This is a genomic window from Pseudomonas sp. NFACC16-2 (assembly GCF_900119205.1).
Taxonomy (GTDB): Bacteria; Pseudomonadota; Gammaproteobacteria; order Pseudomonadales; family Pseudomonadaceae; genus Aquipseudomonas; species Aquipseudomonas fluorescens_Q.
On sequence record NZ_FPIX01000010.1, the window covers coordinates 64817 to 90110 of the forward strand.

Annotated in this window: 28 protein-coding genes; 3 read left to right on the forward strand and 25 right to left on the reverse strand. The window is 61.1% G+C overall.

Going from position 1 to position 25294, the window contains the following annotated elements; all coding sequences use genetic code 11:
• Position 1: 1 nt before the first annotated feature.
• From BT116_RS11175 to BT116_RS11295, 25 genes are all read right to left on the reverse strand, one after another.
• Positions 2 to 1240 (reverse strand): DNA circularization protein, encoded by a 1239-nt coding sequence (locus tag BT116_RS11175; RefSeq protein WP_072343325.1) that lies wholly within the window; start codon positions 1238 to 1240, stop codon positions 2 to 4.
• Positions 1227 to 2801: a phage tail tape measure protein gene (locus tag BT116_RS11180; RefSeq protein WP_072343327.1), complete on the reverse strand. Its 1575-nt coding sequence runs from the start codon at positions 2799 to 2801 to the stop codon at positions 1227 to 1229. The genes BT116_RS11175 and BT116_RS11180 overlap by 14 nt, the downstream gene beginning before the upstream one ends.
• 130 nt (positions 2802 to 2931) lie before the next feature.
• Positions 2932 to 3228: a phage tail assembly protein gene (locus tag BT116_RS11185; RefSeq protein ID WP_041020046.1), complete on the reverse strand. Its 297-nt coding sequence runs from the start codon at positions 3226 to 3228 to the stop codon at positions 2932 to 2934.
• Entirely contained in the window at positions 3225 to 3572 is a 348-nt protein-coding gene (locus BT116_RS11190) for a phage tail tube protein (protein ID WP_003198314.1), read from the reverse strand. The genes BT116_RS11185 and BT116_RS11190 overlap by 4 nt, the downstream gene beginning before the upstream one ends.
• Before the next feature lie 66 nt (positions 3573 to 3638).
• Entirely contained in the window at positions 3639 to 5135 is a 1497-nt protein-coding gene (locus BT116_RS11195; protein ID WP_072343330.1) for a phage tail sheath subtilisin-like domain-containing protein, read from the reverse strand.
• Positions 5135 to 5317, reverse strand: coding sequence for a DUF2635 domain-containing protein (locus tag BT116_RS11200; RefSeq protein WP_003198311.1), 183 nt, complete (start codon positions 5315 to 5317; stop codon positions 5135 to 5137). Before BT116_RS11200 ends, BT116_RS11195 begins: the two co-directional genes overlap by 1 nt.
• Positions 5314 to 5898: a phage tail terminator protein gene (locus tag BT116_RS11205; protein WP_072343333.1), complete on the reverse strand. Its 585-nt coding sequence runs from the start codon at positions 5896 to 5898 to the stop codon at positions 5314 to 5316. Before BT116_RS11205 ends, BT116_RS11200 begins: the two co-directional genes overlap by 4 nt.
• A gap of 183 nt (positions 5899 to 6081) precedes the next feature.
• Positions 6082 to 7098 carry a contractile injection system protein, VgrG/Pvc8 family gene (locus BT116_RS11210; RefSeq protein WP_072343335.1) on the reverse strand — a complete coding sequence of 339 codons (1017 nt, stop codon included), beginning with the start codon at positions 7096 to 7098 and terminating at the stop codon, positions 6082 to 6084.
• 9 nt (positions 7099 to 7107) lie between these two features.
• The gene (locus tag BT116_RS11215) at positions 7108 to 7320 is read right to left on the reverse strand and encodes a tail protein X (RefSeq protein ID WP_072343338.1); all 213 of its coding nucleotides are present in this window, start codon (positions 7318 to 7320) and stop codon (positions 7108 to 7110) included.
• Positions 7313 to 7696, reverse strand: a complete 384-nt coding sequence (locus BT116_RS11220; protein ID WP_072343339.1) for a phage tail protein — start codon at positions 7694 to 7696, stop codon at positions 7313 to 7315. The genes BT116_RS11215 and BT116_RS11220 overlap by 8 nt, the downstream gene beginning before the upstream one ends.
• Positions 7696 to 9873: a phage tail tape measure protein gene (locus BT116_RS11225; RefSeq protein WP_072343341.1), complete on the reverse strand. Its 2178-nt coding sequence runs from the start codon at positions 9871 to 9873 to the stop codon at positions 7696 to 7698. The genes BT116_RS11220 and BT116_RS11225 overlap by 1 nt, the downstream gene beginning before the upstream one ends.
• Positions 9874 to 10001: 128 nt before the next feature.
• On the reverse strand, positions 10002 to 10568 hold the full coding sequence (locus BT116_RS11230) for a phage tail assembly protein (RefSeq protein ID WP_072343344.1): 567 nt from the start codon (positions 10566 to 10568) through the stop codon (positions 10002 to 10004).
• Between the two features lie 184 nt (positions 10569 to 10752).
• Entirely contained in the window at positions 10753 to 11259 is a 507-nt protein-coding gene (locus tag BT116_RS11235) for a phage major tail tube protein (RefSeq protein WP_072343347.1), read from the reverse strand.
• On the reverse strand, positions 11259 to 12425 hold the full coding sequence (locus tag BT116_RS11240) for a phage tail sheath protein (protein WP_072343350.1): 1167 nt from the start codon (positions 12423 to 12425) through the stop codon (positions 11259 to 11261). Before BT116_RS11240 ends, BT116_RS11235 begins: the two co-directional genes overlap by 1 nt.
• A 2-nt stretch (positions 12426 to 12427) precedes the next feature.
• On the reverse strand, positions 12428 to 12637 hold the full coding sequence (locus BT116_RS11245) for a hypothetical protein (protein WP_072343353.1): 210 nt from the start codon (positions 12635 to 12637) through the stop codon (positions 12428 to 12430).
• Positions 12638 to 12728: 91 nt separating this feature from the next.
• Positions 12729 to 13127, reverse strand: coding sequence for a tail fiber assembly protein (locus tag BT116_RS30530; RefSeq protein ID WP_072343356.1), 399 nt, complete (start codon positions 13125 to 13127; stop codon positions 12729 to 12731).
• A 9-nt stretch (positions 13128 to 13136) separates the two neighbouring features.
• Entirely contained in the window at positions 13137 to 15287 is a 2151-nt protein-coding gene (locus BT116_RS31435; protein WP_256572574.1) for a phage tail protein, read from the reverse strand.
• Positions 15288 to 15923: a phage tail protein I gene (locus BT116_RS11260; protein WP_072343358.1), complete on the reverse strand. Its 636-nt coding sequence runs from the start codon at positions 15921 to 15923 to the stop codon at positions 15288 to 15290. It lies immediately after the preceding gene.
• The gene (locus tag BT116_RS11265; RefSeq protein ID WP_072343361.1) at positions 15920 to 16915 is read right to left on the reverse strand and encodes a baseplate J/gp47 family protein; all 996 of its coding nucleotides are present in this window, start codon (positions 16913 to 16915) and stop codon (positions 15920 to 15922) included. Before BT116_RS11265 ends, BT116_RS11260 begins: the two co-directional genes overlap by 4 nt.
• Positions 16912 to 17244, reverse strand: a complete 333-nt coding sequence (locus BT116_RS11270) for a hypothetical protein (RefSeq protein WP_063322739.1) — start codon at positions 17242 to 17244, stop codon at positions 16912 to 16914. Before BT116_RS11270 ends, BT116_RS11265 begins: the two co-directional genes overlap by 4 nt.
• A gap of 11 nt (positions 17245 to 17255) precedes the next feature.
• Positions 17256 to 17867 carry a phage baseplate assembly protein V gene (locus tag BT116_RS11275; RefSeq protein ID WP_072343364.1) on the reverse strand — a complete coding sequence of 204 codons (612 nt, stop codon included), beginning with the start codon at positions 17865 to 17867 and terminating at the stop codon, positions 17256 to 17258.
• A gap of 3 nt (positions 17868 to 17870) precedes the next feature.
• Positions 17871 to 18383 carry a hypothetical protein gene (locus tag BT116_RS11280; RefSeq protein WP_072343367.1) on the reverse strand — a complete coding sequence of 171 codons (513 nt, stop codon included), beginning with the start codon at positions 18381 to 18383 and terminating at the stop codon, positions 17871 to 17873.
• A 36-nt stretch (positions 18384 to 18419) separates the two neighbouring features.
• Positions 18420 to 18770: a phage holin family protein gene (locus tag BT116_RS11285; RefSeq protein WP_060738977.1), complete on the reverse strand. Its 351-nt coding sequence runs from the start codon at positions 18768 to 18770 to the stop codon at positions 18420 to 18422.
• Positions 18771 to 18902: 132 nt separating this feature from the next.
• Positions 18903 to 19331, reverse strand: a complete 429-nt coding sequence (locus BT116_RS11290) for a hypothetical protein (protein ID WP_072343370.1) — start codon at positions 19329 to 19331, stop codon at positions 18903 to 18905.
• Between the two features lie 544 nt (positions 19332 to 19875).
• Positions 19876 to 20610 (reverse strand): LexA family transcriptional regulator, encoded by a 735-nt coding sequence (locus BT116_RS11295; RefSeq protein ID WP_072343527.1) that lies wholly within the window; start codon positions 20608 to 20610, stop codon positions 19876 to 19878.
• A 599-nt stretch (positions 20611 to 21209) separates the two neighbouring features.
• Here BT116_RS11295 and BT116_RS11300 point away from each other — a divergent pair.
• The 3 genes from BT116_RS11300 (at position 21210) to mutS (ending at position 25241) form a co-directional block, all read left to right on the forward strand.
• On the forward strand, positions 21210 to 21563 hold the full coding sequence (locus BT116_RS11300; RefSeq protein ID WP_072343372.1) for a DUF6124 family protein: 354 nt from the start codon (positions 21210 to 21212) through the stop codon (positions 21561 to 21563).
• Positions 21564 to 22119: 556 nt separating this feature from the next.
• A complete protein-coding gene (locus BT116_RS31030; protein WP_170845942.1) occupies positions 22120 to 22287 on the forward strand; it encodes a hypothetical protein in 168 nt (55 codons plus the stop codon).
• A 386-nt stretch (positions 22288 to 22673) separates the two neighbouring features.
• On the forward strand, positions 22674 to 25241 hold the full coding sequence (mutS, locus tag BT116_RS11305) for a DNA mismatch repair protein MutS (protein ID WP_170845944.1): 2568 nt from the start codon (positions 22674 to 22676) through the stop codon (positions 25239 to 25241).
• The last annotated feature ends 53 nt before the right edge of the window (positions 25242 to 25294 follow it).

Here is a 25294-nt window from a genome sequence, read left to right on the forward strand (position 1 = left end):
CTTACTCCCCGGAGACTTTCAGGTCATTGGGCGGCAGGAAACCAGGATGGGCGACGCCATTACGCTGGGTCACTTCAGTCACCCGGGTGGCATCGGCAAATTGCTGATACGCCACCACCAGCGCTGGCAGGCTTTGCTTGAACGACAGGTTGATCAGCCTGACACCCGACGACGCCACCGCCGTCAGGTGCGCGGCCATTTGCTGGCGCAGGTTGTTCATCGCCTGATAGTGCTCCGGATCAGCCTTGAGGGAGGCCTGCCAGATCGCATCGTTAAGGGCATCGCGCAGCGCCAGCACATCGTCGGCCACCGGCACGTCTCGGCGCTGGACCGGTTGCACGGCCTGTTGCGCCACCGACGGCGTGGCGTCCAACTTGACCACAGGCGCCGCCACCGGCATCGCCGCAATCCATTGTGCGGCCTGCACCAGCAGCGTGTCCTGGACCAGATCGGCCACAGCCTGGGCCGCCGCCGTGGTGTCCTTGCCGGTGGTGAGCTTGGGCGCGTCGGCCTTGCGAATGGCCTCCACCTGTTGCGACACGCTGGCAATCACGCCGCGATAGCCGTCACGGGCAAAGTCCTTCAGCTCGCGGATGTCGCCCAGCAATCCCTTGAACTCGGCCGCCACTTCCTTGGGCAACGCTTTCACTGCCTTGACCAGATCGCTGAGTTGCCGATAGGTCTCGATCAACGGCTTGAGCTCCTGCTCGATCACTGCGTAAACATCCTTGAGGCTGTTGCGCAGGTCCGCGATACCGATCCGTGCGGCCTTGATCAAGGTCATGGCGTCTTCGAAGCGCCGCACCGCCGAACCGAGGAAGCTGTCGGCCGAGACCAGCAGCAGTTTCTGGCTGTTGATCGTGGCCGATGGGAATTGCAATGGCTGGTCGGGGTAGAACTTCAGGGCGAACGTCACCAGCCCACCGTCCTGACGGGTCTGAGTCATGTCGCATTCGCCAACCTTGACCTGCATGCGCCCCAGCCATGGATGCACCAGCGCACCGCTGCCCTGCTCCAAGGCCTTGAGCAGCTTGTCGCGCTGCTCCAGGCAATCGGGGCCGACGATGAACGCGGTCAACTCATGAATCTTCGCCTGCTGACCGAGCCCCTCGAAAAACGGTTGGTCACGCTGCGGATATTCATGCAACTGGCCTTTGTGGCCGACCGGGGTTTTCGCCTGGTCGACCCAGAACCCGACGCCACGAAACGACGCCGGCAACAAACGATCACGCCAGCTCATTGGAGCCTCCTGTGGACAGTGAGCGATAGCCGATGCGCGAACTCACCGCCAGGGCCGGTTGATTGGTCTGTGGTGGGTCGGCGCGCAACCCGGCCGGCGCATTTTCGAAGCGCACGGTCAGGCCGCCTTCAAGTTGCGTACGATTGTTCGCGGCGCTTTGTTGCACCAAGACGCTGGAGGTCTGTGGCAACGTACCCGCCGCCAGCGAGGTTTTCGCTGGCCCGTTGGCGGACGCTGGCGCCAGGCTGGACGACAGGCCTGGAGGCTGCTCGCTGGCCCCGCCAAAAAACGCCGGCGCCAGCTCACCCTTGCCTTCGGCATTGGTGGCGCGCTGCGCTTCGGTCAGTCCTTCGACCTTGCCAGTGAACGTGGTGATGAGTTCACCGAAGCCGCCATTGAAGAACGCCCTGATCGGTGCAATCACGCCCTGCAGCTTGTCCCACCACTGGCTGAACCACTCGCCCACCGGCCCCCACTGTTGGGTGAGGCCCTCGATGGGCGACCAGTCGAACAGGCCTCTGAACACCGCCAGCATGATCGCCACCTGGTTGCGCACGCCCTCCCAGATCCCGGCGAAGACTTCTCCGATCGTTCCCCAGTTGGCCAGGATCAGCCCCAACGGCGTCCAGTCGAACAAGCCTTTCAGGGCATCCATCACCGGCACGGTCAAGGCCTTGAGCAGGTCCCAGATCGCCGCGAATAACCCGGTCAGCGGTGCCCAATTGGCAACTATCAAGCCTAAGGGTGACCAGGCGAACAGCGTTTGCATGAAGCCAATAACCGGCGTTGCCGCCGCCACGATCACATTCCAGAGCGCACCAAAAAAGCTGCTGATCGGACCCCAGTTGCTGATCACCAGCCCCATCGGGGTAAAGGCGAACATTGTCTTGAAGAACTCGACCATCGGCAGGACGATCGGCGCAAGCCGCTGCCAGAGCCCGGCAAAGAACGCCGAAATCGGTGTCCAGTGGGCGATGATCATCCCTGCCGCCAAGGCGATGCCCATGGCAATCAAGCTGATGGGGTTCATCTTCAAGGCCAGGTTGACCACTTCAAGCGCCTGGCTCGCACCGCTGACCGCCGTCTGGATCGCGCTGAACGCCACGACGCCATTCGCCAGGCCCTGTACCAGTTGCGGGTTGTCCTGCAGTACCTGGGCCACGCCGCTGACCATGGGCTGCAAACTGACCGCCACTGCGTTGACCGCAGGCCCCAAGGCCGAGCCGAACTGCACCGACACGTTGCTGATGGAAGTCTTCAATCCATCCAGGTTCTGTGCCGCTACACGAGGCGCTTCAGGTACCTGGACGGCGCTGGCCACCGCGCTCGCTGCGCCCGCTTCGTCCTTGAAGGCCAGCGCCGACTTGAGCCCGTCCGTAAACGGTTGGGCCAGGCCACCGCTGGGTAGCAGACCGGAAATGTCCAGGCTGCCCAGGCCCGTGGCGTCGAGGTTCTGCTTGAAACTCGCGACCTTCGCACGAAGGCCGGCGAGCTTGGGTGACAGCTCATCGATGCCGGTCAGCAGCACCGCTTTTTTCTCTACCGTTTGTGTGTCTGCCATCACTGCACCTGCTGCATCGCATTGATCCGTTGCGCGTGCTCCAGGGATTCGCGGAGCACATCCAGTGGCCTGGCCATCATCTGTTCGGGGTCAACCTTCCAGAACCAGGCCAGGTCATAGGCGGCGGCGATCAGGTCGCCGATGGCTGCGACGCCGCACTCATGAAAAAACTCGCGACGGCCCAGCTCAGGGCATTGAGGTCAGCCAGGTCCAACTGGTTGACCGACGACGGCGGGATGCCCGCGCACACCGCGATGTATTTGGCCGCGACATCCATGTCCAGGCTCACCTCCTCGCTCTTGTCGATCTTGTACGGCAGCGCCTTGATCGCGCGGACTTCCTGCACCGTCGGCCGGCGCAGGGTCAGTTCGTTCAACGGCTCGCCATGGGCCTCGATGGCCACGCGCAATGTCACGACATCGCTCATTGCCAAGTCCCCTTGATGCCTTCGAATTTCAGCTCGATGGTGGCGTCGTCACCCTTGGACACCGGCTCTTCCACCAGGTAGGCGCCGGCCAGCACGTAGACCTTGCCGTTGTTGAATTCGCAGGTGACGGTCATGTCGGTGCCCGCAACCAGTTGCTTGAGCGGGAAGTCCGCGGTGTGCAGCGCCGTCACCTTGAAGGACGGCGCGATGTCGGTTTCCTTGTAGAAACCCGGTACGACGGTTTCGCGTTTGGTGAACATCAGTGGCGCTTCGCAGCCACCGTTGATGGTTAGTTGAGCGCCGTCCACTTTGACGTAGCAGGTGCCCGCAATCAGTTGACCCATGGTGTTTCTCCCTTCAAATAAAAAGCCCACGCAAGGTGGGCTGATGCATGCGACTGAGTGCTACCGTCAGGCGACGTCGTCGTACTGCAGGCGGAACTGGTTGAGCAGCGCGAACACCCGCAGGCCGTTGATGTAATCCGGTGGGAACAGCACATTGACCCGGCTCGGGTCCTGGCTGTCACGCTCGACAACCAGGTGCTCGGCGAACAGCTCGGCGTTTTCCACGTGGCCTTCCAGCTCGAGCTTGGCGTATTGAGCGATCAGCTCGCCGCGAATGGTGCTCGGGGTCACGATGGGCTGGCCGGCGCCAAAACGGGTGCCGTCGGAGGCCAGCTTGTGGCGACCATATTTGCTGGTGATCACGCTTTGCAGGCGGCGGACGATGAACGCCGACTGGTGCATGGTTTCGCTGTCCAGGTAGGAATTGTCCGCCTGGCCGAAAGCGTTCTTCTGATAGGTGGTGATGGAACGCTGGATGCGTACGTAGCCACCTTCGTAATACGCCGTGGCGATGCCGTAGTTGAGCAGCGACTGACGCTCGGTGAGGGTGAAACGTTCGCTGGCGGGTGCCGGGTCCAGGCCTGGCAGGCTGCCGCTTTGGGTCGGACGGCTGGCGTCGGCGGAGATGAACACCGCCGTGCGCGCCGCCAAGGCAGCGGCCTGGACCCAGAACGGTTGCGGTACGCCCAGCTCCAGCGCCTGGAGCGTCATGTGCTGGTCGTTGCGGGCCTGACCGGCGGCGACCAGGGTGCCGATGGTGCCGCGCTTGGCGCTGTAGACATGGCCGAACAACTGCTTGGCCCAGGACCAGCGGCCGGTGTTGTCGTCCATGACGGCTTGCCAGGTGTTGAGGCTCGCTACATCGGACCAAGGCATGGCGATGAATTCGAAAGGTTCGTCGCCCAGGGCCGCGACGGCAGCGGTCTGGTCTGGCACACCGGCGCCACCGGTCATCGCGTTGATGGCGGTGGTCAGGCCGGCAGGGGTATTTTCGCCATTGCTCTTGCCCAGGCGATTGAATTGAAGGCTGATGTCATTGCCGCTGTCGCCGGTCCATTTGGCACTGAGGGTCACGACGCCCTCGGCGGCCGCAGCGGTCACCGGCAGATCGGCGGCGGCGTTGATTTTCAAGGCCAGCGCGGCGGCGGCCTGGGCCGCCGTGGCACCGTTGACGATGGCGGCCTGGACGCGCACACCGCCGACGTACAGGTTGAGCACACCGCTTTCAGTCGCGGTACCGGTGAAGGTCAGCACGCCCTTGGCGATAGCGCCTTCGACGTTGTGCAGCGGCAGGCACCAGATTTCACCGAGCGGATCGGTCTTGCGCCAGGTCTCGTACATCGAGGCAAGCATCGAGCCCTGCCCGCCGATGTTCTTGGCCAGCGCGACGCTGGACACCAGCACCAGTTTGCCAACTTCCGCCGGGGCGACGTTGTCGTTGACCTGGGCGACGATCAACCGGCGCATGGCCGATGACGCGCTATTGGCGGCCGAGTTGTCCATTTCGGCGTAGAACAGCGGCACACGAATGTCCGCGGGAATGTTGCTGAATCCGATCGCCATTATTTGGCTCCCTGTGGTTTTGCCGCTTTCACGGCTTTGGTGGTGATATCGCCATCGGCCAGACGTCGACGCCACCAGGCGTTGTCTGGCACTTCACGGCCTTCGAGGGGCAACAGATCGCCCGCTTCCGGGTCCGGTACGGCACGGCCCGGGGCCGGCAGCACGGTGATGCGTTTGCTCATGGGGTTACGTCTCCAGAGAAAGTCAGTTCCACGCGCCCGTCGGGGCCGGGACGTTTCAGGTTGGGGTCCGCCGGGTCGATGGCATCGACCCGCACGGTGGCCCCGGTAAAGGACGACAAGCCGTCCAGTTCACGCTCGTGCCAGCTTTCGGCAGGCTGGCTCGCCAGATTGCGGCCCAGCTGGAACTCGGCGAAAAAGCGCAGCCGGTACACCACGCGGCGGCTGTTGATGGAAACCAGTTCGCTGCCGTCGTACTCGACGCCGGTGTACTCAGCGCCCGGCTTGAACCCCACCAGCGCCCGCCACAGTTCGGCCCGCAGGTCGTGCAACAAATCCAGCGCTTTTGTCGCATCGGTGGCATCGAGCACCAGCACGGCATCGAAGCGATCACGCACCGCTTGCAGCGTGACGTTTTGAGCTGCGTTCTTGCTGGCAATGTCGGCGGTGGGCAGGACATAGGCGCAGGGGGTCTGCAGCGGGGTCTCGGCTTGCAGCGTGGCGAGGTCAAAGCCTGCGGCCACGCGATGGGCAAGCGTCGGACAGTGCTCACGCAACTGCGTGAGGATCGGTGTGATCTTCATGGGGGACTCCAGTTGTAGAGACGGTGCAGTCGAGGGCGACCTGTGGGAGCGGGCTTGCTCGCGATGGCGGCGTGTCAGTCAGTGCAAATGTTGAATGTCTGGGCGCTATCGCGAGCAAGCTCGCTCCCACAGGGGGACCCGGTTGGGCGCGGGGTATGTGCAACGCTGAACAAGACTGTGGGATCAGGCCTTGGCATCCAGACAGGTCGCATTGATCAAGCAGCGATAGCTTTTTTCCCGGTCGCCACTGGCGGTGACCTTGTCGATCGACCAGCGACCGCGCATGAAATCCGGCCAGGTGGCGTCCAGCAGTACGATGCCCTCGGCAGACAATCCCGGGTTGCCAGGGCACTCAATCGCCACCTTGAGGGCTTCGCGCATCATCCTGCGCACCTCGCCTTCACCGGCAGCGCGGGCGTCATCTGCGCCCTGGAAACGCTGGCGCAGGGTTTTGAACGGCGCGAGGCCGCTCTCTTCGACCTGCAACTTGCCGGCCGTCGCGTCCCACCAATGGGTCTTGCAGCCTTGGTATTTCGCCCGGGCGGTTTCATCCAGCTTGGCCGAAGTAAAAGCCTGGTCGCCAGGACGATTGTTGGTCGTCACCGACAGTTTTATCTCGGGCAGGACCTTGCCCGACAACGACTTCGCCTGGCCGCGCCGAGCCAGCACATACAGCTCGTTGATCGGCTTGGCGACGGCGTCATAACGATGGGCCAGGCGCGTCAGGAACCCCATGTCGGTTTCGTTGGACTGGTCGATGTGCTCGATCTTGATCAGCGCCAGGTCTGGCGCCACCCGGGGAGAAAAACCGTGCCTGGACGCCAGTTGACGAAACAGCGCCCCCAGGGTCGTCGGTCCATGGCTGACGGATCGGCGCTGCTTGAACCCGGTCTGGTCCGCCGCACTGAACGGCGCGGCCATGGCCACCAAGGTCAGGCGCAACGGGAACAGCGTCGGCGTGCGCCGGGTGATGACGAACTCGCCCTTGTCCACCAGACCCGACTCCAGGTAGCCGACCCGTAGACCGATTTTCCCGCCCAGGCTGGGCAACCCTTCCAGCCCGTCCAGGCTGATGGTGAGGGTCAATTGATCCGACTCGATTCCTGCCGCGTCGACGTGTGTCCAATTGAGCAATCGTGCGTTGAGCAGTGCGGCGTTCGCACCATAAATTTCCACCGCAGGCGTGAAACCCAATGACATGTAGCCTCCTTAATCCCAGGCCGAAACCGGTGGGGTTGCCACGGGCTTGAGGTCCACTTCCGGCAAGACCACCCATACGCCCGCCGGCAATACAGGCCCCCATTCAGCCAACCCCGGATTGAGCCGCCAGAGCGCCTCTTCGACGATGTCGTCACCGCGCTCAAGCTCGCGGTACAGCAACAGATTCACCGAATCACCGGCGATACTTCGAACCCTACGCATTGGCGAACTCCGTCAATTCAACCACCCAGCCGACCACCATCGCCGTGCCGTCATCAATGATCTCGGTCTGGGTTTCCGTCACCTTGCTGATCTGCCACAGACCCCAATTGCGACCGATGCCATCGACCAGCGGCACGGGAACTCGCTGCGCCTGCAAGGCGCGCAACTCATCGAGGCGATCCATGGCGTTGGCGTACATCGACTTGCCGGTGATCGTCAGCCCTTGCAGGCCTTGGCCGACCTGGCTGGACTTGGGTTTGCTGGTGAGGATGTCGATGCTCTTCCAGCCACCGTCCGAGGTGCGTACCAGGCTGTGGTACGCAAAGTTTCTCGACAAACCGAAAATGAAACTGCCGAGTGCCATTTGCTGACGCATCACGTACCTCCGTCGGTCAGGGCCGCGTCACTGCGCATGGCGAGTGAGTTGGGCATGGTCGTCAAGCCGAATTGGCCCGAGAGCTGCTGCACGACCAGGTTGGCCAACTGACTCGCGCTGGCCTGGTCCTGGCCGTTGATGTAGATGTTTGCGGTCATGGTGTTTTGTTGCGTGGTTGTCTGGGTGCTAGCCAGGTCTTTGCTGACCTGGTCTGGAGCGGCGAGTCTGTCGGCGGGGGCGACGAGCTTCTCACCCAAGGACGCGCCCGCATCGCTCCCCAACCAGCCGCCCAGCAGTCCGCCAACCAGACCACCAATGGCAGTGCCGATCACCGGAACGACGCTCCCCAAAGCGGCACCGGCCGCAGACCCCGCAGCAGCGCCTGCCCAGCCGCCACCTGCAGCTCCCAGGCCTGCACTCATCATTCGTTTGTCGCCGGTCAGTACACCCTCGGCCACATCAGCGACGGCACCGACTACTTTTAATGGGCCGGGCGCCCTGCGGGTCATCGAGCGTAATGAGGCCGTTGGCCCGGGTGAAAAACGCCCTGCGCCTCCCAGTGAGCCTCGTGTACTGACGCGTATTTTCGTCCTGCTCGTGGATTCGGGACGCTGGTTGGCATTGCGTGTATCCAGCTTGTCCCCGCGAGGATTTCTGAAATCTTCAGAGATCACTTCCCCCAATCGGCCGGGAAGGTGCGGAGCGACCTTGCCCAACACCCGCTTGGCCACCTGATTGGACATCTCATCCCCTACAGCCTTGAGCAGCGCGCCCACCAGCGGTTTGATCGCCGCGCCAATCAACACAATGGCCGCAGCGGCTTTAGGTGAGGACTCCGCCAACTCACTCATGCCATCGGCCAGCGACCCCAACCACTGGAACGAGGTATCCGCCGAGGGCATCAGGGCATTGCCCGTGGCCAGCGACAAACGCTCGCTGCGGGCGTTGAGGACGTTCAGTTGGCCCTGCCGGGTGTTCGACAGCGCCAACGCGTCCTGCCGCACCGAACCGTTGTTGTCCAATTGTGAAGTGGCGTATTGGCCTGGGTCTTTGACCTGCCAGAACGCGGCGTTCACATCGTCGAGTTTCTGCGACATGCGCAACACCGCGGCATCCCCAGAGCCAAACAACGAAGAGGCCAGGGACGAGCGTTTTTCGGCCGGCTGCGCGTTCAAGGCCGCCAGCACCGACATCACTGTCCCCGGCGCGGCGTCCTTGTCACGCAAGCCGCTCGCCACCTCTTTGGGATCAAGTCCCAGTTGCTTCCAAGCCGCTTGCTCGGTCGCGGAGGCATGATCGCCCTTGCCTAGAGCAGTCGTGAAGTGATCGAGCGCCACACCCGCTTCAGCTTGTTGCGCGCCGGTATTGAGAAGTGCCGCCGTCAGCGCCGCAGCTTGGGTAGGCTGCAGGCCCGCCGAGGTCGCGGCCGCACCGTCACGCTGCAACACTGTGCCGATCTCATTCGCTTTCGCACCACCGGGAATCTTGCTCAGGTGGTTGGTTGCATCCGCCAGATCAAACGCTTTCTCTGCGCTGAGCTTCATGGAGGTGCGCCAGCCAAGCAGCATCTCGGCGGCTTCCATGGCTGGCATTTTGAACGTCGATGCTGTGACACCCGCATCACTGGCGAAACGCAACAGCGCCAATTGCCGGTCCGAGGCATTGGGCAGATCGCTGCCGACTCCTGCCCTGGCCGCCAGGCTTTGCATCCTCACCACCTCAACCGCCGTGGTCCCGCCGGCCGCCACCAACGGCGCACTGGCGATACGCTGGGTTGGCTCCGCCATTTCTGCAATCTGGCGAGGCGTGAAGTGGCCGGCCTGCTTCAGATCGGCCATGGCCGCATCCATCGCTATCGCCGGTTTGAGCAGCGCCGGTGGTTCGATACCGCCACCCGACTTACCCTTTGGCTCATTGGCCGACTCACCCTTGGCGCCAGCGCCCATCGTTTGGGAAAACAATCGTTGCGCCGATAGCTTCACGGTCAGCGACTCGATCGCCGTGGTCAGCAACCCGAGCTTGAGCCCAAGTTTCTCCAGCGCCAGGTCGAGGCCCGACAGCTGATCCCTGGCGAACGTGCCTTGTGCTGACACACCGTTCGTAGGGCTGGTATTACCGAACGCCAACCCACTCTCATTGAAGGCTGCGTATTTGAGCGAATATCTATCGTCCGCCATCCCGCTCTACTCCTGTTTCACGCCAAGGCGAGTGATCGCAATGTCGTAGCGGCGCAAGGCCTTGCCGGCGTCCCACTCCAGGATTTCCGCCTCACTTACCGAGTAAATGAGCGGCACCACATCGAGGATCACTTCGATGTCGCGCTCCGAAAGAAGTCCGCCGGTTTGTTTAAAAAATCGTCGATGCGCACCTGCAGTTGCGTCCAGTCGGGCACGGTCAGTAGGTCCAGATCGGGAATCATCAGGCCGGTGCAGTGGGCGGTGATGAACTCGGCGCGCTCCTTGGCCGTCTTCAGTTTTTTCATCGCCTTGGTCGCACGCAGCACCGGCATCTCCAGGGTCAGCGACGTCAGGCTGCGACCCGCGACGTCGAGCGGTTGCAGCAGTTGCACCTGGTCGGGATCGCCCTGTGGCTCATCCAGAAAGTGCGACGCCGGGCGCGTCGACATGTCGTGCACGTACTGGGCAATGCTCACGTAGTCCGGGCGCTTGAGCTGGTCGAGTTCCTTGACCGACAACCCGGTGGCCAGTTTGGCCAGTTCGAAGAACTGATCGTCTTCATCATCGCCGGCGCGGGCCAGGGCGTCTTTTTGCGCGGCGTAGTACAGCGGTTTGAGGGGGAGCTGCTCGATCCGCGCATCGTCGTCACCGATGATCGGCGACAGCAAGACGTGAACGGGAGGTGTCCAGGGCATGAAGTGAATTCCTTGGTGGATACTGGAAAGTGCTGCGCTTTGCCGGTCAATCACGATGTGCCCCCTGTGGGAGCGAGCTTGCTCGCGATGGCGTCGGATCAGTCAGCATCGATGTTGGCTGACACACCGCTATCGCGAGCAAGCACGCTCCCACAGGGGCTGCATCTAGCCGACTGGCAAAGGTTTAAGGCAACAACACCGCACGGCGAGCATCGCCGAGGATGTCGACGCCGTTGAGCACGAACTTCTGGGTGCGCACGTCGATGTCGATCACCGGGACGCCGTTTTCCAGGCGGTTGTAGGTGCGGCAGGACAGCTCCAGGTTGGTCTTGGGTTTCTCGCCCATTTTCAGCAGGGTTTCCTCGAGGGACTTCAACTTGCCACCCACCGTGTGGTAGGTAAACCAGGTGTTGCCGTCCTGATCCTGGCCGGCTTCACGCACGTTCAGCAGAATGTCGTCGCCCACGCTCACGCCCAGCGCCAGCATGATTTCCGGACCAAGGCCTTGCAGCGTCAACTTGGCTGTCAGCACTTTGCCGCTCTTGGCCATTTCCTCACCAATGAAACGGCCGCCACGCATCTCTTCCATGTCGAATTCGATCTTCGGCGGGGTGAACTCTTCCACGGTCGCCGACAACGGCAAGCCTTGCAGGGTGGCCGCGATGGCCTGTCTTACGCGGTTGGTAAACATTAGAGAACGTCCTCCAGGAACTGCTCGATGATTTCATCGCGGGCATTGAGTTGATAAATCATGTGTTCGTTCGGCGCGTAGCGGCCATAGTCGATGACCACGTACCAGGTGCCGTTCTTGTACTTCTCGACGCTGTTCAATTCCGGGTGCAGGTACACGCTGCCGCCGGGAATGGTTTCGTCGGCAACCAGGGTTTGCAGCCAGTCGTTGATGCGCTTGACCTCCTGGTCCATGAACGACTTGGTCAGGTTCTTCGCCATTGCCTTCTGGCCGGCCTTGACCAGCTTGCGGCTGATGGCATCCTCAAGGCCGACGTAGCTGATGAACTTGCCGGTGATGGAGCGGTTGCCCAGCAGCGAGAAGCCGCCGAGGATGGTCCGGGCGTAGTAACTGACGCCGTAGCGGTTGAGCAGATCGCCTTCGGTGGAGGTGTCGAGGATGTTGTATTCCACGGTGCGGGAAACGTCTTCGGCGTAGGTGACCTGGTTGCCCGGGCTCTCCCATTGCTTGACCTTGGCGAGGGCGGCGATGGCCAGGCTCGACGGGGCCAGGAAGACGTTTTTCTTCGCGGCCTTGGAGTACACCGCCGGCATGTTGTGCACCACCAGGCAACGGTCGAAACCGAGGTCCGCACCGCCCAGTTCCTGGCTGTAGGTCACCTGGTCGGCGACCGAGGCGTCCTTGCCGTCGAGCACCACACGGGCCTTGATGCGCTTGCCGAACGAAGCGAACTCACTGGCCACAGCCTTGGTGCCGGTAAAGCCTGGCGCGCCGATGATGGTCAGGTCTTCAGCGACCCCACTCAACGCGGCCAAGCCCAACTTGCGCCCGGTCTGCGCCTCGATGCCGCCGATCACGTTGTTCTGCGTGTCGGCCAGCGTGGCGCCCTCTTCGACGATGACCACGTACACCGGCACCTTGACCACTTTGAGGATCTGGTAGACGGCGTGGAACAACGTCCCCGCTTCGGCACCGGTCGGATCCAGCTGGGCCTGGGTGGTGAAGCTGTTAATACGGAACGGGGTGTTTTTCGGAATCAGCGGGTTGGCATTCGGCGCGGTGCCGACCAACCCGATGACGTTGTCACCCAGGCCACCCATGGCCTCGGGAGATTCAGTGGCATTGACGGGAATGCCGTTGTGCTCGAAGTTCAAAACCTCAGCCATGGTTATTCAGCCTTCTTGGTGGTGGCCTTTTTGGCCGGGGTGGATGCAGAGGCCGATTCGCCGGCCTCGGTTTTTTTCAGCTCCAGGCGACCGGCGCTGCGCAAGGCATTGGCCTCGACGTCGAGCAGGTCGAGTTCCTGGCCAGTGGTCGACCAGTGACCGCCGCCGGTGGGGAATGGGAGGAGTACGGTGTAGGTTTGGCGTGGTGCCATTTTTTGGTTCTCCAGATACGGAAAAGCCCCTTGGAAAGGGGCTTTGGGTTGTTTTTGACGGATAAGAAAACGCCCCGTCGGTGCGGGGCGTTTATTGGAGTTGAAGATCAATCCATGTTGGCGGTATTGGACGCTGGCCTGTGTCTGGAAATAATTCGGACTGAGGCCAGTCGCGCAACTTTTGAAGGTAATCGAGCAACTCTACAAATTGCTCATTATTGAGCGTCGTGGTCCGCTCCAGGTCCTGCTCGTCTCGGTGCCTATCACGCAGCCATTGACGAGCCAACAGCTCTCCATCGCGCCACAGACGTTCAGACGCTTTCCGCTCCTCCAGCGCCGTGACCTTCTCGGCGAACAAATCATTCTCGAACAACCAGCCTGGCTGAACCTGCGCAGCACACGATTGCCATTTTAGATCGGGGTGATATCGCCCCTCCGGATCAACGGTCGTCGTTTCGAGAACGATGCCGTCTTGTACCAATGCCCACATGGCCTTCCCTCAGTAAGTAATAAATACGCAGCCGTCCGCACCAGCTTGCGACCGGGTCTTTGAACGGCCGCCGCCCCCCATGCCCGGTCGAGTCAGAATCGATGTATCCAGAGCTGCAAAAGCACTCTCGCCACCACCGCCTGGACCGCCCCAGTTCCCTGTACCTGCTGAGTTGCGAACAGGCGGAAAGCCCAGACCGAGCGAGGCGTTAAAATCACCACCGGCCCCTACACCACTTTGAGCACCGTTATTCATAACGCCACCACGCCCACCGGTCGCCGAACAGAAGGAGCCAAAGGACGAGGTACCTCCGGCAATCCCAGGATCACCCTCAACCGTAACGGCTGCACCGCCTGCACCAACTGTTACGGAGATAACACTGCCCGGCACCACGGTACAGAGACGGTTGCTAATACCTCCACCACCGCCCCCGCCGGCACCGATAGTGGTTGACCCATCACCACCAAACGCTCCGCTCCCCCCGCCACCAACGACTTCAACATAAGCCTTCGTCACACCTGCCGGTACAGTCCACTGATAAACGCCGGCAGTTCTGTAATGCATCTTTCCACGAAAGGGCAAATTATCGTTGGTCAACAAACAGGACCAAAACAAACCACCGCTGGGTAAGTTGTATTGTCCGACCCAAAAGCGTCGTTGATTGCCAAGGATTGCATTCTCAAAAGCGAAATAGTAAGTGCAGTCGCTTCGGGGGGTGATAGCCAAGACACCCAGAACGTTTCCGCTACTATCGGGCGGTGCATCAGGGGTAGCCAAATTTGGAACAAGCGCGCCATATGCGAGGTACAGCCCACCAGGAGTAATAGCCTTAAATGTCTCTAGTATAGGTGCTCCTATACCGCCAAGCCCAAGCTGTCCGAAACTGATTTTTCCGGCCATTAGTTCCTTGAAGCTCGTAGACAAAACGTCACGAATCGACCCGCCCTCGGCGTACCAAGTGATACCAGCACCCGTTGAAAGCGTGATGGTATCCATTGTCTTGAGCGCAAGCTGGCCCGGCATCATGCCAGCTACATAATCGGTACCTTGCAGAACGATGGTCGCAGGGCCTGTTGATACATTGGTGAAAGTAATGGTGCCGCCATTAAACCCCGTGCTTGCCTTCGGCAACGTGATATTCACCGGGTTGGCCGAATTGATGATGAACGACCTACCGAACGCATCCGCAGTCAGAACGGTACTTGCGTCCAGCCCACCAACGCTTGAATGGTTACCGAGTGCGCGTTGCACAAACGCAGTCGTCGCGAGTTGCTGATTGTTGGTGCTGACCGGTGCAGTCGGAGCCGTCGGGACGCCCAGCAACGCGGGCGAATTGAGCGGCGCAAACCCTTGAGTGATGTTCTGAAACACCAACCCCGTAGCGCCCAACACAATCGCCCCATCGGTTACCAACTGCCAGATCGTGTTGGCAAGCGTCGCGCCCTCCTCCACCGAGACAATCAACCCCGAAGTCACTTCGGCGCTCGCATCGGCATCCTTTGCCCGAACCCAAGCGTCGTTCGCGGCCACGTAAATACCGTTGTCTTTCGCCAAAGTCTGGGACTTGACCAAGACCCGATTCCCGGCGATCACTGCAATACCATCGATTGCCTGCGCGCCACTCAAGACAATATTGCCCGTCGTCGCTACCCGCACCGACTGTTTCCTGTCGAGCTTGGCAAGTTCATCAGCGACATAACTTGCAACCCAAGCCCGCGTCGCCTTGACCACCGTATCGTCGATCAGCAACGTCACCAACTCAGCATTACTGGTCTCGAAAATCGCCCGGATGTAAAACTCTTTCCCCGACCCCGAAGTCGCCAACACCGGTTTGAACGACTCTGGATATTTGACAATCGCGTACAGGATCCCGGTATCGGTCCAGATCCCGGCCTCTCGCACATACCAGCCACCCACTTCAGGCGGGATGGTCACTTCGGCCAGCAACCAACTCGGGTTTTTCTCATCCTGGAACAACGCATTGAGCGGACCACGCCACACTTCGCGTTTGAGCGCCGTGGCGGTGGCGGCCGGGTTGTAAACCTCGCCGCCGCCATCACCGACGGAAATCTGCGACAGCTTGATGGGTGTGCCCGCCGCCTTACAGGCGGTTTCGTAGGCAATCCCCGCATCGGTGAGCAGGGTGTAGTAGTCGGCCATTTAGGACCCCTGTGGATAAATAGTGGAGGTTTCGACGGTGTAGAGTCCGGCGGCCATGAAGGCCTGGCCCGAGGCTTCCAGTCCTTCGATGACGATCGGATAAACCGTGGTCAGTTCGCCGCACAGCGTCGCGGCGCCGATGACGTGACGACCGAATGCACTCAAGCCGACAGACACCTTCAAGGTGTCGCGTTCGCTTTTGGCATCCGCCAGGCGACGGTCGAGACGGGCGTCGATTTCTTCGCTGTAGGGCTGCTCGGTAAATGCCCTGACGGCAAAACTGTAGGGCGGGCCAGCGGGTGTTTGCTCATACCAGGCGCGCACTTCAGGCATCAGCTGCAAACCCTTGGCAGCATTTTCCAGCGCCTTTCGCGTCCCGGCCTGCCGGGCGGTTGGCCAGGCAAGTTCAACGGTCAGGCGCTTTTCAGCTTCGGGCGCCGTGGAGCTCCACTCGTTGACCCCACGATCCGCCGCGAGATACGGCAGGAACGCCAAGGGCGTGGTGGCCGGGTTCATCAGCTCGGGAAACGGCGGATCGATGCGTTCGAGCAGCCGAGCGAACCCCAGATCCAGTGCCCTTTCCAACGGCGAACTGTTGGCCGGCAACAGACTCGGGCGAGGTGTGTCGTCACTCATAACGTGTCCACCTCGACCTCGACGCCCGTGCAGTACGGGGCTTGGAAAGCCGTCGTCACAATCGGTGCAAGTGGTTCGAGAATCTGGAGCTGAACCGCGCCTGCGCTGTGCAGCGTGTAGTCGATCCAGCTCGGGTCCACCCGACCTTCCAGTCGATGACACGCCTCGGCGTATTCCCGTAATTGCTGTTCGGCGGCAACCTGGGTCAAGCCCGAATCCGGACCGGCATTGATCTTCGCCACGACGCGGATTCTGTAGGGTTTGATTTGTGCGGCCTGCACGATGACCAGATCGGTTTCCGGTCGCACGTCAGGCCGGGCGAAGTGCTGGCGAACACCGCCCAGCAGCGCCTCGGACGGTGTGCCATCGCCCTCGCGGGAAAGCACCGTGACCGTGACTTCACCCGGCGCCGTCCGGCGTCCGTTGCCGTCCTTGACTTGCGCAGCGAGACCGTCCGGATCGAATGTGTAGGTCACGTTCACGACACCGCCAGCGGCACTGTCCACCTTCACCACTGGCCGTTCACCCAAGGTAAAAATCTCCCGCCGATACTGCATGCGCGAGCCGGCCGCTGGCGCATGAGGCGCCAGGTAGTAGCGCAACCGCGCATCGTCATCGCTCTCGTAGACCGGGGGGATGGGCGGGAAGGCCGCCGGGTCGCCCGGGTCGAGCAACTGACGCTCAAGGCCCATGTCCGCGAGACGAGCGTCGAGGTTGGTACCCGTGGCCCACCACGCCAACATCTGCTTGATGCGGGCGTTGTATTTGCGTTCGTGGGTTTGCAGCCGCACGCAGAAGGCTTCAAGCGCCAGGGTCAGCAGTTCGCTTTCGTTTTCAAGACTGTCCACCAGCTTCGCCGCACTTGCTGGCGAGCGCGCGCCGACGTACTCGACCACGAAGGTCTTGAACTCTGCGAGCAAGTCCTCGAACGCTTCGACAGTGACGATGGCCGGTTCGGCCAGTTGGTTCTGGCCGGGTATCAGCATGCTCATGTCACCACCTCGAACGTCTGTTTGCGGTTTTTCCAGGTGCCGGCGAAACGCAACAGCAAGCCGGCGCCGTGTCGACTGGCGACAATGACCTGCGGCTCGAAATCACCGATGCCGTTTTGTGGGTTGTAGAACGCTTGGGCCGCGTGGCTCTGGGCGAGGATCAGCAGGTCGTCACCAAGGTTCTGCCCCAGCAACTGCGTGAGTGCGCAGCCATACAACGGGCGCTTCTGGCGAGTGCCCAACGGCGTCGTCAACGCCCGGGTGGCGCGCTGTACGAACTGCAGCCAGTCGTCGACCGTGGCGCCGGTATTTCGATCGATTCCAATCATGAGGAAGTCCCTTATGCGGTACTGATGACGCGTCCCTGGTGGTCCACCACCGGGCCGCTCAGGTGCACGCCGGAGGCGTCGAGCCGAATGCCGACGGCGCCCAACTGCCATTCGATGGCGTCGGCGGTCATCGCCAACCGCGACGGGCCGATGCTCAGTTGGAGCGCTTCACGGGAACAGCTGAACGTCGCCGGGCCGTTCTGCCAGTGCAGGACATGGCTGGCATGGTCGTAGCCGTTTTCCGTACCGTCCTGATAGAGGCGCCGCGTCAGCGAGGCCTGGGTCGAGACGGGCGGAAACTGACCGCCGTTGAGGCCGAACAACGCCACTGCCTGCCCGCCGCTCTCGCCGCCGCCATGGTTGAGCAACAGGCACTGCTCGCCCACGGACGGAATCCGCGACTCGCTCTGGGCGCCGGCGCTCGGGTTGAAAAAGCGGATCGCCGGGGTCAGCAGGCCACCATGGCTGACCTTGCAGGTGTTGCTGGCAGCATCGACTTCCTGGCAAACGCCAATGCGGCAGAAACTCTCCGCACGCCGATGCAAATCTTCCAGCTCGGTTTCCATCTGAGCCAGACGCTCGATGATCGGCCTCAGATGCATCTGTAACAGCGCATCAAACATGGCTCAGCCCTCGAGTGCGGTGTATTGATCCGGGTCGTCGATGTTCGACACTTCCCAGGTACGGGCAAATTTCGGGATGCCCAACGGGTCCTCCAGCAGCGTCGGGCCGAGGTACAGGGTTTGGTTGAAGGACAGGGTCCAGGCGCTGTACGCCCGTGCTTCGTGGATGAACGTGGATGCGATGCCATCGATTTCCGTGGGCAGGTCGCATCGATCACCCGACAGGCCCCAGCGGTTATCCATGACCAGGTGTTTCAATTCACCGGCCAGATCACAGGCCTCCCATCCTGGAACGGCCATGACCACTTGCAAGGAAACCGTCAGGACATGGGCGATACGCCCGTCATTGGCGCGGTTACCGGGCGCATCGCGCTCAAGCGCAATCAGCACCCAGGGTTGGTCGTCGGCGCCATCGAACGCCTGGGGGCTGCCGACTTTCAAGGCGGGATAAATGGCGCGCAGCGTCTGGGCAATAGCCGAGAACAACTGCGACGGTTTTTCGATAAGGGCAAGCATTGATCGCCTCCTTGTGTATGGATCAGCGCTGTCGATTCACTGCTGGTCGGGCGGCAGGTCCCGCGGTGGCACTTCGCAAACGCCGATCCGCTTGGCGACCCAGCGCTCGTACAGACCGATCGCCACATCGGCACCGGCCATGGCGGTCAGGCAACCCAGGGCGCAAGCACTCCAGATCGACATGCCGAGGGCATACAACAGCATGGTTGCCGACACGCCGCAGACCACGCAGGCACCGGAGCGCAGCACCACGCGGCGCAGCAACGGCCACCCACGAGCGCCCTCCTTGTCGGCGCGCCACATCTCGCCGGACACCCCGCCCACCAGGGCGAGCACGATGACCAACCAGATCGGCATGTCCAGCAACGCTTGTTGCTCGTTTGTCATGTCTCGTTTCCTGGGGTGATTAAGATTGGGCGGGGAAGTTGTTTGAAGTTGAAAGAGATGTGGGTCGTTGCAACCCGTTAAGTCATTGGAAGCGGCGTTCAAACGTTTTTGTCAGCTCATTGAAGGCTGACATCACTTTGGCGCAGCGCAGGTCGCGCCTTTGTAAGTCATGGTGTAGGTGTAGTGCCTGTCCCAGGGTAGCGGTAGCGCACTGGGTGCTGCCCATTCGGCGTAGTTACCCGACATCGAACCTGCGACAACCAACTTACCCATGGCAATGGTCGCGAGATTGTTGGCACTCCCTGCACCCGGCATTGGCACACTCCCGTTCCATTGGAGATCGTCCCCGTTCTGGAACCATGCGCCCTTCCAGCCGGCCTGGGAACTCGAGTACCAGGTATTGTCTTCTTTGAAACAGATCGTTTGGTTGGCATAAAAACCGCCACCCGGAACATGGTAGGAAGCGAATTGCCAGGAACCGACAGGTGAGGTTTCGGCAAACGCGTGGAGGGCCTGGGTCGCCAGGACGGCTGCGAGCAGCATGCTGAGTAATTTTTTCATTAGTTTTCTTCCCTTTAAATGAGTGGATTTTTTGAGAACGTCGATACACGTTTTTATCTGAACACCTCCTTAGCCTTCACAAGTGAGCGCATGGAAATCTCCTTACTAATTTGAAGTGCCTCACGACAGAGGCATTCCAAAAAGCCCGGTTGCCCAGGCTTTTCAGTAATGCGCTTGATCTTTCGGCGCGACTGGCGCGGTACGGATCCATTCAAATTGTTCCTCCGGCCGCGGTCCCTGCCCGCCGGATAACTGCTTCTGGTGCTTTACGCTGCACACCCGGGTCAGTTGCCAACCCTCTGAACCGTCAAGGCCGGTTCATCGCTGCCTGTTAGTGAAACTAAAGAGCTTCGTTGCCAGCCGCTTTGTCGAGCGGCTTGGACACAGAATATGCATGGATGCATATACAGTCAATGCGCAAATGCATTTATTTATGCATGGCGAATGCGAAAATGCATGGAAGCCCCGTAAATACGGGGTTGCGGGCTTTCGAGAGGCGAAAAAAAACCCGCACGGCGGCGGGTTTTATCTGACAGCGCAGGGGTTAACGGGCGTACATGCCCCACCAGAAGACGTGACCGAGGATAACGATTTGCTCGTCCTGCATTTCCTGGAAGGTGTAGTCCTCGTCCGGATGTTCGTCGCGGTTGAAGCTGCGCAGGCGGATGCCGGTGGGCAGGCGATAAAGCTGCTTCACCCGCAGTTGGCCGTTGTGGTTGATGGCGTAGAGATCACCGTCGACGATGTCGCCGATCCCGCATTTGCCTGCGTTCACCCCGACCGTGGCACCGTCGCGCAGCACCGGCAACATACTGTTGCCGCGCACCGTCACGCACTTGGCCTGGTCGAACTGCACGCCGTTATGCCGCAGGCTACGCTTGCCGAAGCGCAGGCTGGAGCGCTCGCTTTCCTCGATGACGAATCTTCCTGATCCAGCAGCCAATTCAACCTCGCGCAGAAAAGGGACCGACACTTCGTCTTCTTCGACGGGTGTTTCGTCGTCCCACAGGCTTATGTCCTTGAGTTCGGAATGCGGCTCATCGCGGCGAGCGTTGCCAGCGGGCGCAACGTCCGCGCGCCCGCGCAACTGGTCGGTGCTCACGGCGAAGTACTCGGCGATCTTCGAGATGTGTTTATCCGAAGGATCGACAATCTTGCCGCTGAGGATCCGCGAGAGGGTGGACTGAGGCACGCCGGTACGCCGGTGAAGCTCCGTGGGGGAGATCCCGTGCTGATCGAGCAATGCTCTTAATACGGTAGAAACGTTGCGTTTTTGCATAACGCGCATAGTGCTTGTTCTTTTCGCAGAAGACAAATGCTGTTTTGCATAAATATGAGATACGGCTCACTTGAAGCATATTCAGTCATTGTGGCGAGGGGATTTATCCCCGCTGGGGCGCGAAGCGGCCCCCAAATCCCGCGGCCGGCGTGTCAGGCAGATTGAATTGACTCTAGGGGCTGCTTCGCAGCCAACGGGGATAAATCCCCTCGCCACAAGAGCGGGCTGGTCGCTGGGGAATTTTCCCTACAACTTCTTGGGAAATCCCTCGATCCGCGTCCTTCAAATGTGCGACACCAGGCTACATCGCCTTGCGCCTCTGCCTACAACTGCGCCAGAATCCGCCGGCTTGTCCACCTTGGATCCCATCGGTACTTTGATTCTCGTCACTGCCCATCAGTGATCGGGTTTAGTAGCTCGGTATCCAAGATGTTCATTGCTCCATTCAGTCAGGTATTCCTGCACTCAATGGTGGCTGTGCGCAGGGCGCCTTCGGGTGCGCCGGTCTCTTGGATCCCCGGTCTACTAACCTGCGTACAGCTGCCACCCACTTCGTTTAGTAGCGAATGGGTGGTGGCTCAACTTCAAGGATCCATAAAATGCCGAAGAACACTCCAAATCCCCCAGACGATCACGTCTCCCGCAGCCAATCGGCCAATGCCAGGAAACTCGACGAAGCCGCCACCCGCGCCTTGGACTATTACCTCAAGCCCAAAGCCGGCAAAGAAACATCCAACACACTCGATACCCTTTTCATCATCGCTCCTAACATCGACGCCGAATGCCTGCTCGCCAACCTCAGCGAAACCCTGGCCTCGGCCAATGCGATGGTCAGTGATCTGGCATTCGACCTGGAGGGCTCACGACGACATATCGCGTTGGGGGTCCAGCAGATGATTGAGTTGGGGCAGTTGTTGGCGAATCGGGCGTTGGATGTGGTTGAGCCGCGATAGGCGTTTTTGATCGTTCCCACGCTCTGCGTCACCCTCCAGAAGCGGAACGCGGAGCGTCCCTGGCGGCATTCCCACGCGGAGCGTAGGAACGATCAATCACCGGTTCAATCCTTTTGGGCGCGCTACTCACGCCAGCGGGAGCAAGCTCCCTCGCCACGGGTTCAATCCAATCCTTGAATTGGGGAATTTCCCCTACAACCTCTTGGGAAATCCCTCGATCGCATCCTTCAATGTGCGTCACCAGGCTACATCGCCTTGCGCCTCTGCTTACGACTGCCCCAGAATCCGCCGGCTTGTCCACCTTGGCCCCCATCTGTATTTTGGTTCTCGTCACTGCCCATCAGTGATCGGGTTTAGTAGCTCGGTATCCAAGATGTTCATTGCTCCATTCAGTTAGGTATTCCTGCACTCAATGGTGGTTGTGCGCAGGGCGCCCTCGGGCGCACCGGGTCCTTGGATCCCCGGTCGACTGACCTGCGTACAGCTGCCGCCCTCGTTTAGTCGCGAGTGAGCGCTTCGCGCTGGAGCGCCAACGAACGGCCATCGGGAGCGCACTATGATTTCGATCAAGCAAGGCTTGTCTAAAGGAGCAAAACGCCCCTTTGCTGATTTCATTCGTAACGCAAAATCGAAGGAAAAGAAGCGTGTTTACCGCATGGTATTGGCCGAGGCTACCAAGCAGCAGAATCTGGCGATGATGCAAGCCGAGGTAAAACGAGCCTGATCTCCAGATTCAAGAGAGCTCGATCAAGTGTCGTAATGCCGTCCAACATTTTCATCGACTGTGGTGCCGCCTTCACGAGTTCAAGCCCGCTCCCACAGGGGGAAACGCGGTCCCGCCAAGAATCAGGTCGGCTATCAGGCCGCCTCGCGGTGGACGTTGATCTCCGCGCCCCATTAACCACGCTGGATTTTCGAAAGTGAGCCCGCCGTCGGGGCGGAACCCTAAGCAGCCGTTACCGCAGCAACGGATATGCACACAATCCCAAACGCTGGGTAGCACCAGACCGCCCATGTTAACCTTGCGCCCATCGCGGAAAAGCCGGGCCAATGCCCCTCCTTTTGCCCCACACCTTTCAACGAGCTTGCCTGACACCCATGAATACCGCCGTGAACGACCTCTCCAGCCACACGCCGATGATGCAACAATACTGGCGCCTGAAGAACCAGCACCCCGATCAGCTGATGTTCTACCGCATGGGCGACTTCTACGAGATTTTCTACGAGGATGCGAAGAAAGCCGCCAAGTTGCTAGACATCACCCTGACGGCACGTGGGCAATCGGCGGGCATGGCGATTCCGATGTGTGGGATTCCTTACCACGCGGCGGAAGGTTACCTGGCGAAGCTGGTCAAGCTCGGTGAATCCGTGGTGATTTGCGAGCAAGTCGGCGACCCGGCCACCAGCAAGGGCCCCGTGGAACGCCAAGTCGTGCGGATCATCACCCCGGGTACAGTCAGTGACGAGGCCTTGCTGGATGAACGCCGGGACAACCTGATCGCCGCAGTGCTAGGGGATGAACGCCTGTTCGGCCTGGCGGTGCTGGACATCACCAGCGGCAATTTCTCGGTACTGGAAATCAAGGGCTGGGAAAACCTGCTGGCGGAGCTGGAGCGGGTCAATCCGGTGGAGCTGTTGATCCCGGACGACTGGCCCAAGGACCTGCCCGCAGAAAAACGCCGTGGCGTGCGGCGTCGGGCGCCGTGGGATTTCGAGCGTGATTCGGCGCTGAAAAGTCTCTGCCAGCAATTCTCCACCCAGGACCTCAAGGGCTTCGGCTGCGAAAACCTGACCCTGGCCATCGGCGCGGCCGGTTGCCTGCTGGCCTACGCCAAGGAAACCCAGCGCACCGCCCTGCCCCATTTGCGCAGCCTGCGTCACGAGCGCCTGGATGACACCGTGGTGCTGGACGGCGCGAGCCGACGCAACCTGGAGTTGGACACCAACCTGGCCGGCGGGCGCGACAACACCTTGCAATCGGTGGTCGATCGCTGCCAGACCGCCATGGGCAGCCGCCTGCTGACCCGCTGGTTGAATCGGCCGCTGCGGGACCTGACCGTGCTGTTGGCGCGCCAGTCCTCCATTACCTGCCTGCTGGATCGCTATCGCTTCGAGCAGTTGCAACCGCAACTCAAGGAAATCGGTGACATCGAGCGAATCCTCGCCCGAATCGGCCTGCGCAACGCCCGTCCCCGTGACCTGGCGCGCTTGCGCGATGCCCTCGGTGCGTTGCCTGAACTGCAGGTGGCGATGACCGACCTCGAAGCGCCGCACCTGCAACAACTGGCACGCACCACCAGCACCTACCCGGAACTGGCCGCGCTGCTGGAAAAAGCCATTATCGATAACCCACCGGCGGTGATCCGTGACGGTGGTGTGTTGAAAACCGGCTACGACGCCGAACTCGACGAGCTGCAAGCGCTGAGCGAGAACGCCGGCCAGTTCCTGATCGACCTCGAGGCCCGGGAAAAAGCCCGCACCGGCCTGGCCAACCTCAAGGTCGGCTACAACCGCATCCACGGTTATTTCATCGAGTTGCCGAGCAAGCAGGCCGAACAGGCCCCGGCCGATTATGTTCGTCGCCAGACCCTCAAGGGCGCCGAGCGGTTCATTACCCCGGAACTCAAGGCGTTCGAAGACAAGGCGCTGTCAGCCAAGAGCCGCGCCCTGGCCCGGGAAAAGATGCTCTACGAAGCGCTGCTCGAAGACTTGATCAGCCAACTGCCGCCGTTGCAGGACACCGCCGGCGCCCTGGCGGAACTGGACGTGCTGAGCAACCTGGCCGAACGTGCGCTGAACCTGGACCTGAATTGCCCACGCTTCGTCAGCGAACCGTGCATGCGCATCACCCAGGGTCGCCACCCAGTGGTCGAGCAAGTACTGACCACGCCATTCGTGGCCAACGACCTGAGCCTGGACGACAACACCCGCATGCTGGTGATCACCGGTCCGAACATGGGCGGTAAATCCACCTACATGCGCCAGACCGCGCTGATCGTGCTGCTGGCCCACATCGGCAGTTTCGTCCCGGCGGCCAGTTGCGAATTGTCCCTGGTGGACCGGATTTTCACCCGGATCGGCTCCAGCGACGACCTGGCCGGTGGGCGTTCGACCTTCATGGTGGAAATGAGCGAAACCGCGAACATCCTGCACAACGCCACCGAACGCAGCCTGGTGCTGATGGACGAAGTCGGACGCGGCACCAGCACCTTCGACGGCTTGTCCCTGGCCTGGGCCGCGGCCGAGCGCCTCGCGCACCTGCGGGCCTACACGCTGTTCGCCACCCATTACTTCGAACTCACCGTGTTGCCGGAAAGCCAGCCGCTGGTGGCCAACGTTCACCTCAATGCCACCGAGCACAACGAGCGCATAGTGTTCCTGCACCACGTGCTGCCCGGCCCGGCCAGCCAGAGCTACGGCTTGGCGGTGGCGCAACTGGCCGGCGTGCCAAGTGAAGTCATTACCCGTGCCCGCGAGCACTTGAGCCGCCTGGAAACCACCAGCCTGCCTCATGAAGCGCCGCGCCCGACCAAAAGCAAACCGGCCGCACCGCAGCAAAGCGACCTGTTCGCCAGCCTGCCGCATCCGGTACTCGATGAACTGGCCAAGCTCGATCTGGACGACCTGACACCTCGTCGGGCACTGGATTTACTCTATACATTGAAGACACGGATCTAACATACAGGCTTTCAAGCTGTTAGAATCGCGCGCGGTTTGGGATGCTGCGGACT

Bases quoted from the DNA above. Each gene is read 5' to 3' on its own strand.
- BT116_RS11175 (WP_072343325.1), bottom strand. From the start codon at position 1,240: ATGAGCTGGCGTGATCGTTTGTTGCCGGCGTCGTTTCGTGGCGTCGGG.
- BT116_RS11180 (WP_072343327.1), bottom strand. From the start codon at position 2,801: ATGGCAGACACACAAACGGTAGAGAAAAAAGCGGTGCTGCTGACCGGC.
- BT116_RS11185 (WP_041020046.1), bottom strand. From the start codon at position 3,228: ATGAGCGATGTCGTGACATTGCGCGTGGCCATCGAGGCCCATGGCGAG.
- BT116_RS11190 (WP_003198314.1), bottom strand. From the start codon at position 3,572: ATGGGTCAACTGATTGCGGGCACCTGCTACGTCAAAGTGGACGGCGCT.
- BT116_RS11195 (WP_072343330.1), bottom strand. From the start codon at position 5,135: ATGGCGATCGGATTCAGCAACATTCCCGCGGACATTCGTGTGCCGCTG.
- BT116_RS11200 (WP_003198311.1), bottom strand. From the start codon at position 5,317: ATGAGCAAACGCATCACCGTGCTGCCGGCCCCGGGCCGTGCCGTACCG.
- BT116_RS11205 (WP_072343333.1), bottom strand. From the start codon at position 5,898: ATGAAGATCACACCGATCCTCACGCAGTTGCGTGAGCACTGTCCGACG.
- BT116_RS11210 (WP_072343335.1), bottom strand. From the start codon at position 7,098: ATGTCATTGGGTTTCACGCCTGCGGTGGAAATTTATGGTGCGAACGCC.
- BT116_RS11215 (WP_072343338.1), bottom strand. From the start codon at position 7,320: ATGCGTAGGGTTCGAAGTATCGCCGGTGATTCGGTGAATCTGTTGCTG.
- BT116_RS11220 (WP_072343339.1), bottom strand. From the start codon at position 7,696: ATGCGTCAGCAAATGGCACTCGGCAGTTTCATTTTCGGTTTGTCGAGA.
- BT116_RS11225 (WP_072343341.1), bottom strand. From the start codon at position 9,873: ATGGCGGACGATAGATATTCGCTCAAATACGCAGCCTTCAATGAGAGT.
- BT116_RS11230 (WP_072343344.1), bottom strand. From the start codon at position 10,568: ATGCCCTGGACACCTCCCGTTCACGTCTTGCTGTCGCCGATCATCGGT.
- BT116_RS11235 (WP_072343347.1), bottom strand. From the start codon at position 11,259: ATGTTTACCAACCGCGTAAGACAGGCCATCGCGGCCACCCTGCAAGGC.
- BT116_RS11240 (WP_072343350.1), bottom strand. From the start codon at position 12,425: ATGGCTGAGGTTTTGAACTTCGAGCACAACGGCATTCCCGTCAATGCC.
- BT116_RS11245 (WP_072343353.1), bottom strand. From the start codon at position 12,637: ATGGCACCACGCCAAACCTACACCGTACTCCTCCCATTCCCCACCGGC.
- BT116_RS30530 (WP_072343356.1), bottom strand. From the start codon at position 13,127: ATGTGGGCATTGGTACAAGACGGCATCGTTCTCGAAACGACGACCGTT.
- BT116_RS31435 (WP_256572574.1), bottom strand. From the start codon at position 15,287: ATGGCCGACTACTACACCCTGCTCACCGATGCGGGGATTGCCTACGAA.
- BT116_RS11260 (WP_072343358.1), bottom strand. From the start codon at position 15,923: ATGAGTGACGACACACCTCGCCCGAGTCTGTTGCCGGCCAACAGTTCG.
- BT116_RS11265 (WP_072343361.1), bottom strand. From the start codon at position 16,915: ATGAGCATGCTGATACCCGGCCAGAACCAACTGGCCGAACCGGCCATC.
- BT116_RS11270 (WP_063322739.1), bottom strand. From the start codon at position 17,244: ATGATTGGAATCGATCGAAATACCGGCGCCACGGTCGACGACTGGCTG.
- BT116_RS11275 (WP_072343364.1), bottom strand. From the start codon at position 17,867: ATGTTTGATGCGCTGTTACAGATGCATCTGAGGCCGATCATCGAGCGT.
- BT116_RS11280 (WP_072343367.1), bottom strand. From the start codon at position 18,383: ATGCTTGCCCTTATCGAAAAACCGTCGCAGTTGTTCTCGGCTATTGCC.
- BT116_RS11285 (WP_060738977.1), bottom strand. From the start codon at position 18,770: ATGACAAACGAGCAACAAGCGTTGCTGGACATGCCGATCTGGTTGGTC.
- BT116_RS11290 (WP_072343370.1), bottom strand. From the start codon at position 19,331: ATGAAAAAATTACTCAGCATGCTGCTCGCAGCCGTCCTGGCGACCCAG.
- BT116_RS11295 (WP_072343527.1), bottom strand. From the start codon at position 20,610: ATGCAAAAACGCAACGTTTCTACCGTATTAAGAGCATTGCTCGATCAG.
- BT116_RS11300 (WP_072343372.1), top strand. From the start codon at position 21,210: ATGCCGAAGAACACTCCAAATCCCCCAGACGATCACGTCTCCCGCAGC.
- BT116_RS31030 (WP_170845942.1), top strand. From the start codon at position 22,120: ATGATTTCGATCAAGCAAGGCTTGTCTAAAGGAGCAAAACGCCCCTTT.